This is a genomic window from Ignavibacterium sp., from assembly GCA_032027145.1.
Lineage (GTDB): Bacteria > Bacteroidota > Ignavibacteria > Ignavibacteriales > Ignavibacteriaceae > IGN3.
The window spans coordinates 3,048,491-3,062,802 of sequence record JAVSMP010000001.1; the positions used below are offsets into that span (position 1 = coordinate 3,048,491).

The window sequence follows — 14,312 nt, forward strand, 5'->3', positions numbered from 1 at the left end:
AAGCAATAACAAGACTAATAGGCTGTGCGAAAAGACAGTAAATTTGAATACCTAAACATACAGCCTTAAATTTGCAGAAAAGTATTTATAGAGTATTATGATTTTTGATTTAGCTATTGCTTATGTCTGGGAGTATGATGAAGAATTTGTTTCTTTGATTGAAACTAAATTACAACAGACCGGACTTACAACTTTTAGAGTAACTGATAAAAATGTTTTTGAGACAACTGATTTAGTAAAGCAAAAAAAACTTAACTTCAGGTGTTATTTAGATCGAGCTTCTGATCAGGACGAAGATTTTTCAGAACTGGCTAAGATACTATCAAGACGAAAAACTAAAATCTTTAATCCATACAAAAAGATAGAGCATGCAATTGATAAAGCAACAATGCACCTTGAGTTTATTTCTGCCGGTTTAAATGTTCCCTACTCAATAATTATTCCCCCGCACAGCTTAACTAAAGACCTTTTCATTTCAGTTGATGATCTTTCAATTCTCGGAAATCCGTTCATTATAAAGCCATGTAATACAACCGGCGGTGGAATTGGTGTTGTTAAAGGTGCAGAATCTCTAAAAGAAGTTTTACAGGCAAGACAAAAACATGATGGAGATAAATATCTTATTCAGCAAAAAATTTTTCCTGTAATTTTAGAAAACAAAAAAGCTTGGTTCAGATGTTTTTGGGCTTTCGGAAAAATAATTTGTGCATGGTGGGATGATGAGACTCATATTTATAATAACTTATTAGAAAGTGAAGCCGAGAAATTTCAGCTAAAAAAACTATTTCAGGTAACCAAAACTATTAGAAAGATAACTGAACTTGATTTTTTTTCAACTGAAATTGCTCTTGCATCAAACGGCAAATTTATCGTAATTGACTATGTTAACGATCAATGTGATATGAGATTAAAATCTTTGCATTACGATGGAGTGCCTGATAATATTGTAGATGAAATTATTGTGAATCTTCAGTATGCTGTAAAAAAAGAAATTAAATCTAATCGGCTGGGATGAAAGTCTTTTCAATATATTTACTAATATTTTTTATTCTGTTACTTTTGGCAGGATATTATTTCCTTTACAATATCTATGGAGTTGAAATAAAAAAGTCTGCAAATAATCTTTATGCTGATTTTGAGTCTGAAATGATAATAAAAATATATCCGATTAATGCTTTGGGAAAAAAAGCCTGGTTCAGAAAGACTTCTGCAAACTTTGAAATAGTTGAAGGCTCTTATTTAATATCTGTCCTTGAAAATAATTCGAATGAAGGAATTCTAAAAATAAGAGCTAATGGTAAAACCGGCATAGTAGGAATTAAAATTAAGTCTGTTCATTCTCTTTTTCCGGATTATATAGAATTTGAAATTTTACCTTTAACAACTTAAAGCGGACTGATAAAAAATAATATTTCTATAAATACCTTTACAAAATCCAATCAAACAGAATTCTTTAACAATCTGTAACGATAAAACTTTCTTACAGCATAACTTTAAAAACCATTTCACATCCTTTTCCGTCTAACTAAGCATCAATATGAAATAATATTTATCTTGCAGTAAACTAAATTTAATATTGAGCAAAAATGAAAAATATTATCAGCATTATCATATTAATAATTGGATTTACATATCCTGCTGCATCACAAGGCACCGCGGGTGAAAATGCAAAATATGAGCACAGGTATTTGATTGATATGCCTGCTGCCGGCATAATGGAGCGAGGATCGGTTGGAATAACTACTGAGCTTTTACCTTTCGGCACCTTAATTGCAAAAGTTGAAGCCGGAATTTTTGATAATATAAGTATTGGTCTTTCCTATGGCGGTACAAATATAATTGGATCAGGTAAACCTGAATGGTACCCTTTTCCACCCGGAGTAAATTTAAGATTCAGAATTATGGATGAAAGCATTTTATTACCTTCTTTAACTCTAGGATTTGATACACAAGGTAAAGGAGAATATTTTAAAGATGAAAAAAGATTTGCAATAAAAGCTCCTGGCATTTTTGGTGCTGTAAGTAAAAACTTTTCTATGCTTGGTTATTTAAGTTTACATGGTTCGGTTAATTATTCAGTTCTCGAAGATAAAGACGGAGATAATTTTGTAAATATTATGGTAGGTTTGGAAAAAACCCTTGGAAGTTCCTTTTCAGTTCTTTTTGAATACAATTTTGCTTTTAATGATAATTCAACAAATAGGTTCGGTGAAGGAAAGGGTTATATGAATTTTGGAATACGATGGTCTATAGCACCGGGAGTAACTGCCGGTTTTGATCTCAGGGATCTGTTAGAAAACAAGAAATGGAATCCAACTTCTGCTGATAGAGCTTTAGTTCTTGAGTTCGTGCAAAAAATTTGAGCTTTTAATTGTGTCTTTTATTATACAATAAAGTTTATTGAATTATACACCTCAACTTTTCAGCGATTGTTATTTTCACCTCAGGAAAAATTTTTTCACTTTAATTAAGGCTCGATATTTGCAATTTTAATATCAGTTAAATCAATAAAGGTTAATGAAATGAAAAAAATTAAATTAACACTGCTTGTTACACTTCCGGCATTGTTGTTATTCTTAACCGGATGTTATACACAAGTTGCAACAAGAGATTATGATTATGGTAACTGGAATCGTGAAAAATCCAAACCTTACTATGATTATGAAGAGAATCAGGATACATTAACTGATTCTTACAACGATGAATATGCATACGAAGATGAAGACTCCTCAATAGATGAGAACGGAAATGAAGTTAATTATTACTTTTATGGGTTTCCTTCATATAGAAAATATTTCTGGAATTATTATCCAGCAGTTTCAATAGGAATCTACACAGGCTGGTATTATGATCCATGGTGGTATTGGGATCCCTGGTATCCTTCATATTGGTATTATCCTTCTGTAGTCTGTTATTATCCAACTTACTGGTATCCAAGATATTATTACGGATGGTGGGATCCATATCCTTACTATGGCGGATATTATTCTTCAAACTATAAATATAGAACAAACGATGTTAGTAAGATTAGAAATAACTCAGGAGTTCGAAATTCAGGCAGAGACAGGGATTTACTTACTTCCCGCGATAGAAATACACAACTAAGAGATCAATTAAAAACTCGTGAAAGACAAATTGTAAGCGGTAGAGATGAATTAAAACGTGAGAGGATTGGTCTGAGAGATAATACAAGAATAACAACCAGAGAGAAAACCAGAGATAAAGAATCAATCCGTAATAATGACAATAGAATAAAAACTCCTACTCGTACAAATGAAGTTATCAGAGAAAATGATACTTTTAGAAAAACAGAAAGAGATGTTATCAGAGATACACGTAAAAAAACTAATGATACCAGAATAAATACTCAGAAAAGAACCGAGACTGAGAAGAAAAATCCAACTATCAAAAGGGATGGTAATAATAAAAATTCTGAAATCAGAAAGAAAGATGTTCCAAAGGAGAACAGGACAAAAAATCCTACTATAAATAAAAATCCTAATACAAATAAGAATAACACAAACAGAAACAATACACCAAATAGAAATTATACTCCGCCAAAAACAAACAATACTCCAAGGAGTTATTCGCCTCCACCAAACAATACAACCTCTCCTCCAAGGGGTAATACAAACTCAAGCCCGAGAGGCAATAGCGGAAATAACAATTCTGGAAGAAGGAGATAAATAAATGAAAATTTTAATAAGATTATTAGTCTTGATTTTTCTGATAAATCTCACTCTGACCGGTTGTTATACAATAGTTTGGGATCCAACAGAAGAAACATCATATACATACGATTATAATGATGAAAGTAGTTTTTACGGAAATGCAGGTAACATTAATATTTATGAATTTTATGGAGCACCATGGTGGATTTCATATCCTTTTTTTACAAACAACGGCAATGGATCTGTTACTACTACTAAAGATAGAACCAACAAACGAAATGATGAAACAACCAGTTTTCGAAATGATGGCGGCAGAGGGAATAATGAAAGAAATCCCGGTTTTACTAACGAAGATTCAGGAAAAATATTAATTACTCCACCTCCTACAAGAAATAGTGGATCAGGAAATACATCTGAAACTCAAAATCCTAATTCAACAGGAAATAATAGTTCTTCATCAGATAATGGAACAAGAAATTCTAATTCCGGAAACACAAGAGATAATTCAAGTACCAGAAATTCTGGAAACGGAAGGAGATAAAAATGAAAATGCACATATTGAAATTATTCTGTGCAATAATTTTAGGTTCATCACTTATCAATGCACAAAACTATAATGATGCAGTACGACTGGGCTTTCCTGGATTAGGTTCTAATGCACGAGCATTAGGAATGGGAAATGCTTTTAATGCTTTAAGTGATGATGCGTCAGCGGCATTTTTTAATCCTGCAGGTTTCGGGTTGCTAAAAAGAATGGAATTTTCCGGTGGACTATCTTTTATAAACTATGATAACAAAACAACTTTATTTGCAAATCAAACTCAGGATAACACAACTAACACAAGTTTGAACAGAATCAGTTTTGCTCTGCCTTTCCCTACTTACCGGGGCAGCTTGGTTTTTGGGCTTTCTTATCACAACTTAAAAGATTTTACTTCCGTGGTTAAGTTCGATGGATTTAATTCGGGAATTAATTCCAAAATCCAAAGTTTACTCAATACTGACATACCTTTTGATCTTTATTTAACTGATGTGAACAATAACACTATTATAAATGGAAATCTAAATCAAAGCGGCGATATTCTTAACTCAGGTGGTATTGACAATTGGACTCTCTCAGGTGCAATTGAGGTTCAAAAAAACTTTTTTATCGGAGGTAATCTTACGATAATTAATGGAAGTTTTGAATCAGTAAACGACTATTATGAAGATGATACAAAAAATATTTACCAGGGTGAAACAGCCCCGGGTGAACCTCAGACAACAGATTTTAAAACATTCTATTTTAACAATACACTTAAATGGGATATTGGCGGTTGGAATGCTAAAGTCGGGTTTTTATATCAGTTCGAAGATTTGGCAAGATTTGGGGCTACTGTTCAATTTCCAAAAACATTTACAGTTGATGAAGAATTTATTGTTAATGGAAGCAGTGAATTTGGCAATGGTCAGATTTATTATTTAGATTCAGATTATTACAGTGATAAAGTTGCATATAATATTAAAACTCCATTTGAAATAACCGGTGCATTTGCAGTTAATCTAAAAGGAATTATCTTAAGTGCTGAAGCAACTCTAATTGATTACTCTCAGTTAAAGTTTAGCAAGCCTGAAGGATTAACTTCATCATATATATCTGAAGTGAATAAAGAAATAAAAGACGTTTTAACAGCTGCTCTTAATTATAATTTCGGTGCTGAATATACTGTCCCTTCAATCGGATTAAGAATTCGTGGTGGATTCATAAACCAATCTTCTCCATTTAAAGATGATGCATCAGATTTTAACCATAAGTATATTACTGGTGGTTTAGGTTTTCTGGCTGATGGAACATTGGGAATTGATATTGCTTATGCTTACGGCTGGTGGAAAGATATTAGCGATAATTACAACAGCAATGTTTCCAGAATATTTCAGGATGTTAAAGTGCATAATGTTATGTTGACAACTACATATCGTTTTTAGTCGCTCAATTGATTAAAGTAACCTAGCACTATATCTTGGATATAGTGCTTTTTTATTTTTAAAGGAGTTTGTCATTCAAGGTATTATTTCAAGATCAGAAAGCAAAGATTTTTATGTTTTAACAGAACCTGATCATACTTTAATTAGGTGCGCATTAAAAGGAAAATTTAAAAAAGATTTTAGTATGAAAAAGAATAAACTTTTTCATACAGATTTTGCGGTGGTTGGCGACATTGTAAACTTTGATTTGAATGATGATGGCACCGGAGTGATTTATCAGGTTTTGCCTCGAAAAAATTATCTTTCCAGAAAAGCTATAAAGACAAGAGGAGCCAGTTACAGAGGTGAGCGTCTTGAACAGATTATAGCAGCAAACATTGATAAAGTTTTTATTGTAACAAGTTTTCTCGAGCCGGATTTTAATAATAAAACACTCGACAGGCTTTTGGTTACATCCGAAAGCGCAGGAATTATTCCAGAAATAATTATTAATAAATCTGATCTTACTGATAAAGAAAAACAAAACTTTTGGAAAATATTATACGAGGAAATCGGTTATAAGGTTTTTTTGACATCTGTTTTTCTTGAATCAGGAATTAAGGAACTAAAAACCCATCTTAAAGGGAATAAGAATCTTTTTTGGGGGCAATCAGGAGTTGGAAAATCTTCTATTCTAAATATGTTGTTTCCTGAACTTAAACTTAAAACAGGAGAAATTAGTAGTTATACCAGCAAAGGAACCCACACAACTGTAACAAGCACTATGTTTAATGTAGGAAATTCAACATACATTATTGATACTCCGGGTATCAGAGAGATAGATCCTTATGGTATTAAAAAAGAAAATTTAGGGCATTATTTCCCTGAGTTTAATAAACATCTAATAAACTGCAGGTTTAACACCTGCACTCATCATCACGAACCAGACTGTGCAGTTATTAATGCATTTGAAAACGAGGAAATATCAACCGAAAGATATGAAAGTTACCTCCGAATACTTGATACAATAGAAAAAGATATAAATTTTTGATATGTATCTTATGAAGTTTTAAAGCATTAAGTTAATTTTGCTTATCAATCCTTAAATAAGAATATTTTTTCAAATGCCGTTTAGCAAACAAGAGTTTTTAGATAATCTTAATGACCCTAAAAAATTATTTTTCAGTTATGCTGTAAAAATATCTTCTGTAAATTTTACTCTACTGCTGGAGTATTTTGTGGAAAAGGCAGATGATGTTTTTTTTTACAACGAACCAGAAAATAAAATTTCATTTTTATCATTCGACTGCTTAACCAGACAATCATTCGGTTTTACAGAACTTGATCTTCTGGAAAACATGGTTGCATTATTAAAAAATAAACTAATATCAAATCATTCTGATTACTCCGGATATAATCTCCCTTCATTTATTGTATCTTCAAAGTTTCCTATCAAAAGAAATTCAGAGGAATGGAAACATTTTGGTGATGTAGATTTAATTGTTCCTAAAATTATTTTGTATCAGAATTCTGATACCTGTTTTCTTATCGCAAATCAGTTCTCAGAAAGTTTTGTTCGTCAGGGTTATTTTAATGATTTTCTAGAAACTCAGGCAGGTTTGATTTATAATATCGAAAATAAAGTTATCCCAAAAAACAGTACTGTTGCCGGAATTGCTATTAAAGAAGACAAGGACGAACTAAATAATTGGACTGATTTATTAAATAAATTATTTATAAAAATTCCGGAACTTCAGATTGATAAAGTTGTTATTTCAAGAAGAGTAGAGGGTGAGATAATTAATGATATATCATGGAAAAGAATAATAGATGAACTTAACCGAAAATACCCAAGCTGCACAAACTTCCTTTATAAATCATCAGGGTCTGTTTTCTTTGGCTCAACTCCTGAAGTATTAATTAAATTCAATCAAAGAAAATATTCAACTGAAGCACTTGCCGGTTCAATAAAAAGAGGTCTTTCAGCAGATGATGATAAATCTCTTGAAATTGAATTATTGAACAGTAACAAAAATATTAATGAGCATAATGCAGTAGTTAATTTTATTACAAGTGCTCTTGAAAATTTTTCTGAAGTAATTGATTATACCAGATTTCCGGAGGTTAAAAAGCTTCCTAATATTCAACATTTGCAGACAAATATTAATGGAACTCTTAAGAGCGATGTAAATATTTTGCAGGTAATAAAATCAATGTTCCCTACTCCTGCAGTATGCGGAATTCCAAAAATTAAATCATTAAAACTGATCGAAGAAATTGAAAACTTTGACAGAGGTTTGTTTACAGGAATGATCGGCTGGTTTAATAATGATGGCTATGGTGAGTTCTTTGTTTCAATCAGATCTGCACTAGTAAATGGAAATAAATTATACGCCTATGCAGGATGCGGAATAGTAGATGGTTCAGATTCTATTGAGGAATTTGAAGAAACAAAACTTAAATTGAAACCAATATTATCTTTGTTTAATAATGCAGATTAAAATCAACCGCAATTATATTTGGTCAAATATTTTAGTTGATCAGCTTGCTGAATGTGGTGTTAAGTATGCCTGCATATCTCCCGGTTCTCGCAGTACGCCGCTAACTTATTCAATCTCTCAAAACATTAAAATTAAAACATTCGTTCAGGTGGACGAAAGAAGTTCTGGATTTTTTGCTTTGGGATTAGCAAAAAAATCCAACAGCCCGGTTATTGTCATTACAACTTCTGGTACAGCTACTGCTGAATTATATCCCGCGATAATTGAAGCATATCAAAGCAGAGTGCCGCTTATAGTTTGCACTGCAGATAGACCTTCATATCTGCGAAACACAGGTGCAAATCAAACAATTAATCAGGATAATATTTACAAAAATCACATTCGTTTCTTTTACGATACCGGATTACCTGATCTTACTCTGAAAAGCATAAAGAAATTTAAAGGATTACTGATTAAGGCTTTTGATATTGCAAATAGAACAGATAAAGGTCCTGTTCATTTTAATTTACCATTTGAAAAACCGTTGGAGCCGGATTCTTTTACCGATACTATCGAAGAAAAATTGTTACTTGAAACATTAGCAGAAGAATACTCAGTTAAAAATAAATGTAAAACAAATAATCAAACCAGAGTAAACATTAATGCTCTAGTCTCTGCTTTAAGAAAATCAGACTTTGGTTTAATTACAATTGGTGCAGGTAATTTTGATCAGAGTTTTTTTAGATTAATTAATGAATGTTCTTTGAAATTTTCGTTACCGGTTTTTGCTGATGCAACAAGCGGATTTAGATTTAACAAGGATGAATTTCCAAATCTCATTACAAATTATGATTCTTTTTTACGTTCAGATAATTTTATTAAAGCTTTTAATCTAAAATATATTATTCATTTTGGCAGACCGCTGACTTCACCCCGGTTTGAAAAACTTACAGCAAAGAAATCTGTGAAGATCTTTATCGTAAATGAATTTGGTGATTTCAGGTTCAATAATGCGCCTAATTTTATGATTGATTCAGATGAATCATCTTTGCTGAAAAAACTAACTACGGAAAAATTCAGTAAGGATTCCGGATCATTTTTAAGTGTAGTTAAAAATATTGATTTATTATTGGAGCAGTTAAAAAATAAAATTCTTTTTGATACAAATAAAATAAATGAAGTCCAGATTATATCAGAAGCTTTAAATTCTATTCCGCCAGATAGCAATGTAATGATAGGAAACAGCGTTCCAATTCGTGATCTGGATTTATTAGCCTCACCTTTAAAGAAGGCTATTGCTATATATCAAAACCGCGGGGCAAGTGGAATTGATGGAGTAATTTCTACTGCGTCAGGTATCTCATCTTTGTCTAAAACACCAGCATATCTGATAATCGGTGATCAATCATTTTACTATGATATTAACAGTTTATTAACTATCAAAAAATTAAAAATTCCTTTGGTGATAGTTTTAATTAATAACAACGGTGGTGCAATATTTAAATTCTTACCAATTGCTAAACATAAAAACATTTTTGACAAGTTTTTTTTAACCCCAACAAATCTCGATTTTGGTAAGATAGTCCAGGCTTTTGGAATTGATTACAGGGAGATTAAAACAAGGCAGGAATTAATTAATCACATAAAAGTTTCGGCTGTTAGAAAACAACCAGCTGTATTTGAGATTAAAACAAATTCTGATGCTTCTTTATTATTAAGAAATAAATTTTGGAAAACGGCTGAATCAACAATAGATAATTATTTGAGGAAACATGAAGTTTGATATAAATGGAATAAAGATTAATGCAGAAATACCTGCTGAGATTGACCCAAATAAAAAATTTATAATTCTTTTACATGGTTTTACCGGCAGTGCAGAAGATTGGCTGCCCATTATCGAGCAGATGCCGAATAACTATAATTATGTTGCAATTGATTTATTAGGGCACGGAAAAAGTGATTCTCCATCAAATAGCCAATCTTATTCAGTTGATGCCTTGATTCAGCAGTTAAAGTTTATAAAAGATAAGCTGACAAAAGAGAAAGTTTTTTTAATTGGTTATTCGATGGGAGGCAGACTAGCGCTAAACTTCTCTGTTAATTACCCTGAGGATGTGATAGGATTAGTTCTCGAGAGTTCTACTGCTGGCATCAAAAACGATGATGAGCGTAATAAGAGATATGAATCAGACTTAAAACTTGTTGAGTACATAGAATCTCATTCAGTTGAAGAGTTTATAGAATTATGGAGCGATCAGGAATTATTTAATACCCAGCGAAGATTTTCAAACGATAAACTAAAAACGTTGAAAAAGAAAAAAGCTGCTGCTGGTAAAACTGGTTATGCAAATTCATTAAGAGGATTCAGTACAGGAATAATGCCGCCGGTTCATGGTGAACTAAAAAAAATACCATTTAAGGTATTACTCATTACCGGTGATCTGGATAGCAAGTTTACAGGTATTAATGCAAGGATTGTAAAAAGATTTTTTAAAGCTAAACATAAAATAGTTCGTAACTCAGGTCACAACACTCATCTTGAAGAACCAAAAAGATTTATAGAAATTGTGACAAATTATTTAAGTCAATTTTAAAAAGGAATTTATGAAATCTAGTTGGAAAAAAGTTAAAGATTACAATGACATCATCTACGAAAAAATGGATGGTATCGCAAAGATTACTATTAACAGACCGGAAAAAAGAAATGCATTCAGACCTGAAACAGTTTTTGAAATGTTCGAAGCTTTTTCTGATGCAAGAGAAGATCAATCAATTGGAGTAATATTACTAACCGGTTATGGACCAGCAAAAGATGGAAAATATGCTTTCTGCTCTGGAGGCGATCAAAGTATCCGTGGAGATATGGGTTATATTGGAAAAGATGGAGTACCAAGATTAAATGTACTTGATTTACAAAAACTTATCAGAAGTATTCCGAAAGTTGTTATTGCTCTTGTCGCTGGTTATGCAATCGGCGGCGGTCATGTTCTTCATGTTGTTTGTGATCTGACTATTGCTGCAGAGAATGCAATCTTTGGACAAACCGGACCAAAAGTAGGAAGCTTTGACGGCGGCTTTGGCTCAAGTTATCTTGCAAGAATTATCGGACAAAAGAAAGCACGTGAAATTTGGTATTTATGCAGGCAGTATAACGCAAAAGAAGCTTTAGATATGGGATTAGTTAATAAAGTTGTTCCTGTTGAAAAACTTGAAGAAGAAGGCATTATCTGGTCTAATGAAATTTTGCAGAATAGTCCGATGGCTATTCGTTTACTTAAATCTGCCTTTAATGCTGAACTTGATGGACAAACAGGTATTCAGGAGCTTGCTGGCAATGCAACATTGCTTTATTATATGAGTGAAGAAGCTAAAGAAGGTAAAAAAGCATATAACGAAAAAAGAAAACCTGATTTCAAAAAGTATCCGAAACTCCCTTAATGTCTGAAGTAATAAAAACAAATTCAAAATTGCAAAGTTGGATTTTAGCAAGCAGACCAAGAACCCTGCCTGCTGCATTTGTTCCGGTAATAGTTGGTTCTTCGTTAGCATATAATCAGGGAAAATTTTATCCAATATATTCTTTGATTGCATTGATTTGTTCAATTCTTATTCAGATTGGTACAAACTTTACAAATGATCTTTATGACCACCTGAAAGGCTCCGATACAAAAGAAAGAAAAGGACCGCAAAGAGTTTTAGCAGCCGGATTGATAACAGTTAAAGAGATGGAAATCGGAATAGTTATAATTTTCAGCTTAGCATTTCTTTTTGGTTTATACCTTGTCTATTCTGCTGGTATTGTTATCCTGTTAATTGGTATCTTATCAATAATTTTTGGATTAGCCTATACTGCAGGACCATTCCCCCTTGCATATAATGGACTTGGAGATATTTTTGTATTTATCTTTTTTGGTATCATTGGAACTATGGGAACCTATTATTTACATTTGAAAGAATTTACAGCTCTTGCACTTATTACTTCGTTACCAGTTGGTGCATTAGTTACAAATATTTTAATAGTTAATAATTACCGCGATATCGAAGAAGATAAAAAAGCTGGTAAAAACACGCTGGCAGTTTTACTCGGCAAAGAGTTCTCCCGTTTTGAATATATCTTTTTTATTCTGCTTTCGTTTTTTATTCCATTCCTGCTTTACTCTAAATACAATTTTGGATTACTGATCTTTTTACCATACACTACATTACCTATTGCTATTATGCTGGTTAAAATGTTATTTGCTTTTAACGGAACCCAATTAAATAAAACACTTGAATTAACTGCTAAATTTTCTGCTCTGTTTGGTTTCCTTTTTTCTGCCGGAATAATTCTGGGAAAATAATTTTAGAATTAAGGTGAAGGATTCAATAAACAATAGCTTTTTTAAATTTTCCAATAGGAAAGATTTAATAGCAATTAAGAGTTCGGAATTTGAGATATCATATTATTCACTTTTCAATTCTTCTACCGGTTTTTCAGAATTTCTACTATCATATCAGATTGGCAAAAACGATTATGCTGCTGTTTTAACAGATGATCAGATATTTTTTGTTAAAAGTGTAATCGCACTTTGGTTAATAGGCGCAGTACCTGTTCCAATCAATACAAAATTACTTGATTCCGAAATTGAGCAAATACTTAATGATCATCAGATAAAATTTTTAATATCCGATAGAACAACTTTTAGTTTTGTTAGCCCGCCGGATACTGAAATAATTTTAATCAATAATGGCAGTAAGAAACCAACATTAAATACTGATTTAAAAATTCCGGAAGAAGTTAATGAAGCTGTAGTTATCTTTACATCCGGGTCATCCGGTAAACCAAGAGGAGTTGTTCATACTTTCTCATCTTTAATAAGCAATATTGAAAATGCAAATAGTATTTTTAAACATCAGGAGAAAGACAAATGGCTTGCATCACTCCCCTTTTATCATATCGGCGGATTTCAAATAATTTGCCGTTCACTCTTTTTCGGATGCACTTTGATAACATCGAAATCAATTCAAACAGATGATCTCGCTGAATCAATTTTAAGTTTTAACCCGACACACTTATCATTTGTATCAACACAATTGAAAAGAATGCTTGATAAAAAGATATCTCCCGGAAACTCATTAAGAGTTTCTCTAATTGGTGGAGGTTTTATTGATGATGAATTATTGATAAAAGCCGGAAAACTTGGCTGGAAACCTTATCGAGTTTATGGTTCGTCTGAAACCGGATCTATGATAACAGCAATTTCTGGAAATGAAATAGAAATAAAACCTTTATCTTCAGGAAAACCTTTTAAAGATGTTCAAATAAAAATATCAGACAATTCTGAGTTATTGATCAAATCCGGAAGTCTGTTTAAATATTATTTAAATGACAAAAAGGAAACTACCGAAAAATTAATTAACGGATTTTACTATTCAGGCGATATAGGATTTATTGATAACGATGGTTATTTATTTATTGAAGCACGCAGAAATGATCTGATTATTACCGGTGGTGAAAATGTAAATCCAGTTGAAGTAGAAAAAGTTATTCAAAAGATTGATGGAGTAAAAGAAGTATGCGTTTTCCCTCAGCAAAATAAAATATGGGGACAAATTGTTGCGTGTGCATTGGTTACCGATGATGAATCAATAAATGAAACGAAGATTAAAGATTTTTTAAAACCATTAATTGCCGGATATAAAATTCCCAAAAAGTATTTTTTTACTACTGAATTACCTAAAACAATTCTGGGAAAATTTGAACGCGAGAAAATCCGGAAAATATTTAAATAACGTGTCTTTTTAATCCTTCTTTCAAATCATTACAGATTTCTTTTTTCTTCCAGTTTTTTTTATCAACAAATACGTGAACAGTTTTAACATGACTGCACAGTGTTTTACCCCGTTTTATTGTGTACATCAACTCAAAAGATGAGTCACGTAATTGTGAAACCTGAACAATAATAGAAATCTCATCACCGTATTTAATTGGTTTTACATATTCGCTTTCTGAATGAATAATCGGAACAACATAATTTTCATTCATCCAAAAATTCTCTTTAAGATTGAAACTCGAAATCATTTCTTCGTATGCCGAATGGCAAAATTCAAAAATCCGTGAATAAAAGATTATGCCTGCCGGATCACAATCAAAAAAATTAATTTTTCTTTTTAGCTCATGCATATTTATTTATCAATTTTTATGTTATTAAAACTTTTACATTTTTTCTAAAATCTT

The 14,312-nt window shown here is 31.9% G+C and carries 14 protein-coding genes; 13 read left to right on the forward strand and 1 reads right to left on the reverse strand.

Annotation, left to right across the window (positions count from 1 at the left end; genetic code table 11):
- Window positions 1-97 precede the first annotated feature (97 nt).
- The 13 genes from ROY99_12840 (at window position 98) to ROY99_12900 (ending at window position 13,867) form a co-directional block, all read left to right on the forward strand.
- Window positions 98-1,015, forward strand: a complete 918-nt coding sequence (locus ROY99_12840; protein ID MDT3697262.1) for a hypothetical protein — start codon at window positions 98-100, stop codon at window positions 1,013-1,015.
- Window positions 1,012-1,389 carry a hypothetical protein gene (locus tag ROY99_12845; protein ID MDT3697263.1) on the forward strand — a complete coding sequence of 126 codons (378 nt, stop codon included), beginning with the start codon at window positions 1,012-1,014 and terminating at the stop codon, window positions 1,387-1,389. Before ROY99_12840 ends, ROY99_12845 begins: the two co-directional genes overlap by 4 nt.
- A gap of 197 nt (window positions 1,390-1,586) precedes the next feature.
- Window positions 1,587-2,363 carry a hypothetical protein gene (locus ROY99_12850; protein MDT3697264.1) on the forward strand — a complete coding sequence of 259 codons (777 nt, stop codon included), beginning with the start codon at window positions 1,587-1,589 and terminating at the stop codon, window positions 2,361-2,363.
- Window positions 2,364-2,522: 159 nt separating this feature from the next.
- Entirely contained in the window at window positions 2,523-3,686 is a 1,164-nt protein-coding gene (locus ROY99_12855) for a hypothetical protein (protein ID MDT3697265.1), read from the forward strand.
- A gap of 4 nt (window positions 3,687-3,690) precedes the next feature.
- The gene (locus tag ROY99_12860) at window positions 3,691-4,212 is read left to right on the forward strand and encodes a hypothetical protein (protein MDT3697266.1); all 522 of its coding nucleotides are present in this window, start codon (window positions 3,691-3,693) and stop codon (window positions 4,210-4,212) included.
- Window positions 4,213-4,214: 2 nt separating this feature from the next.
- On the forward strand, window positions 4,215-5,636 hold the full coding sequence (locus ROY99_12865) for an outer membrane protein transport protein (GenBank protein MDT3697267.1): 1,422 nt from the start codon (window positions 4,215-4,217) through the stop codon (window positions 5,634-5,636).
- Window positions 5,637-5,721: 85 nt separating this feature from the next.
- Entirely contained in the window at window positions 5,722-6,666 is a 945-nt protein-coding gene (gene rsgA / locus ROY99_12870; protein ID MDT3697268.1) for a ribosome small subunit-dependent GTPase A, read from the forward strand.
- 73 nt (window positions 6,667-6,739) lie between these two features.
- On the forward strand, window positions 6,740-8,116 hold the full coding sequence (locus ROY99_12875) for an isochorismate synthase (GenBank protein MDT3697269.1): 1,377 nt from the start codon (window positions 6,740-6,742) through the stop codon (window positions 8,114-8,116).
- Window positions 8,106-9,878 carry a 2-succinyl-5-enolpyruvyl-6-hydroxy-3-cyclohexene-1-carboxylic-acid synthase gene (gene menD / locus ROY99_12880; protein ID MDT3697270.1) on the forward strand — a complete coding sequence of 591 codons (1,773 nt, stop codon included), beginning with the start codon at window positions 8,106-8,108 and terminating at the stop codon, window positions 9,876-9,878. The genes ROY99_12875 and menD overlap by 11 nt, the downstream gene beginning before the upstream one ends.
- Window positions 9,868-10,689 carry a 2-succinyl-6-hydroxy-2,4-cyclohexadiene-1-carboxylate synthase gene (gene menH / locus ROY99_12885; GenBank protein ID MDT3697271.1) on the forward strand — a complete coding sequence of 274 codons (822 nt, stop codon included), beginning with the start codon at window positions 9,868-9,870 and terminating at the stop codon, window positions 10,687-10,689. Before menD ends, menH begins: the two co-directional genes overlap by 11 nt.
- 10 nt (window positions 10,690-10,699) lie before the next feature.
- Entirely contained in the window at window positions 10,700-11,533 is an 834-nt protein-coding gene (gene menB / locus ROY99_12890; GenBank protein MDT3697272.1) for a 1,4-dihydroxy-2-naphthoyl-CoA synthase, read from the forward strand.
- Window positions 11,533-12,435, forward strand: a complete 903-nt coding sequence (locus ROY99_12895) for a 1,4-dihydroxy-2-naphthoate polyprenyltransferase (GenBank protein ID MDT3697273.1) — start codon at window positions 11,533-11,535, stop codon at window positions 12,433-12,435. Before menB ends, ROY99_12895 begins: the two co-directional genes overlap by 1 nt.
- Before the next feature lie 13 nt (window positions 12,436-12,448).
- On the forward strand, window positions 12,449-13,867 hold the full coding sequence (locus ROY99_12900; GenBank protein MDT3697274.1) for an AMP-binding protein: 1,419 nt from the start codon (window positions 12,449-12,451) through the stop codon (window positions 13,865-13,867).
- Here the strand turns inward: ROY99_12900 and ROY99_12905 are convergent.
- Complete coding sequence (locus ROY99_12905; protein ID MDT3697275.1) at window positions 13,860-14,258, reverse strand: thioesterase family protein; 399 nt, start codon at window positions 14,256-14,258, stop codon at window positions 13,860-13,862. The two genes, ROY99_12900 and ROY99_12905, sit on opposite strands and share 8 nt — an antisense overlap.
- Between the last annotated feature and the right edge of the window lie 54 nt (window positions 14,259-14,312).

Coding starts and splice junctions, on each gene's coding strand:
- ROY99_12905 (MDT3697275.1), bottom strand. CDS start 14,258: ATGCATGAGCTAAAAAGAAAAATTAATTTTTTTGATTGTGATCCGGCA.
- ROY99_12860 (MDT3697266.1), top strand. CDS start 3,691: ATGAAAATTTTAATAAGATTATTAGTCTTGATTTTTCTGATAAATCTC.
- ROY99_12855 (MDT3697265.1), top strand. CDS start 2,523: ATGAAAAAAATTAAATTAACACTGCTTGTTACACTTCCGGCATTGTTG.
- ROY99_12840 (MDT3697262.1), top strand. CDS start 98: ATGATTTTTGATTTAGCTATTGCTTATGTCTGGGAGTATGATGAAGAA.
- menD (MDT3697270.1), top strand. CDS start 8,106: ATGCAGATTAAAATCAACCGCAATTATATTTGGTCAAATATTTTAGTT.
- ROY99_12895 (MDT3697273.1), top strand. CDS start 11,533: ATGTCTGAAGTAATAAAAACAAATTCAAAATTGCAAAGTTGGATTTTA.
- ROY99_12850 (MDT3697264.1), top strand. CDS start 1,587: ATGAAAAATATTATCAGCATTATCATATTAATAATTGGATTTACATAT.
- ROY99_12875 (MDT3697269.1), top strand. CDS start 6,740: ATGCCGTTTAGCAAACAAGAGTTTTTAGATAATCTTAATGACCCTAAA.
- menH (MDT3697271.1), top strand. CDS start 9,868: ATGAAGTTTGATATAAATGGAATAAAGATTAATGCAGAAATACCTGCT.
- ROY99_12845 (MDT3697263.1), top strand. CDS start 1,012: ATGAAAGTCTTTTCAATATATTTACTAATATTTTTTATTCTGTTACTT.
- ROY99_12865 (MDT3697267.1), top strand. CDS start 4,215: ATGAAAATGCACATATTGAAATTATTCTGTGCAATAATTTTAGGTTCA.
- menB (MDT3697272.1), top strand. CDS start 10,700: ATGAAATCTAGTTGGAAAAAAGTTAAAGATTACAATGACATCATCTAC.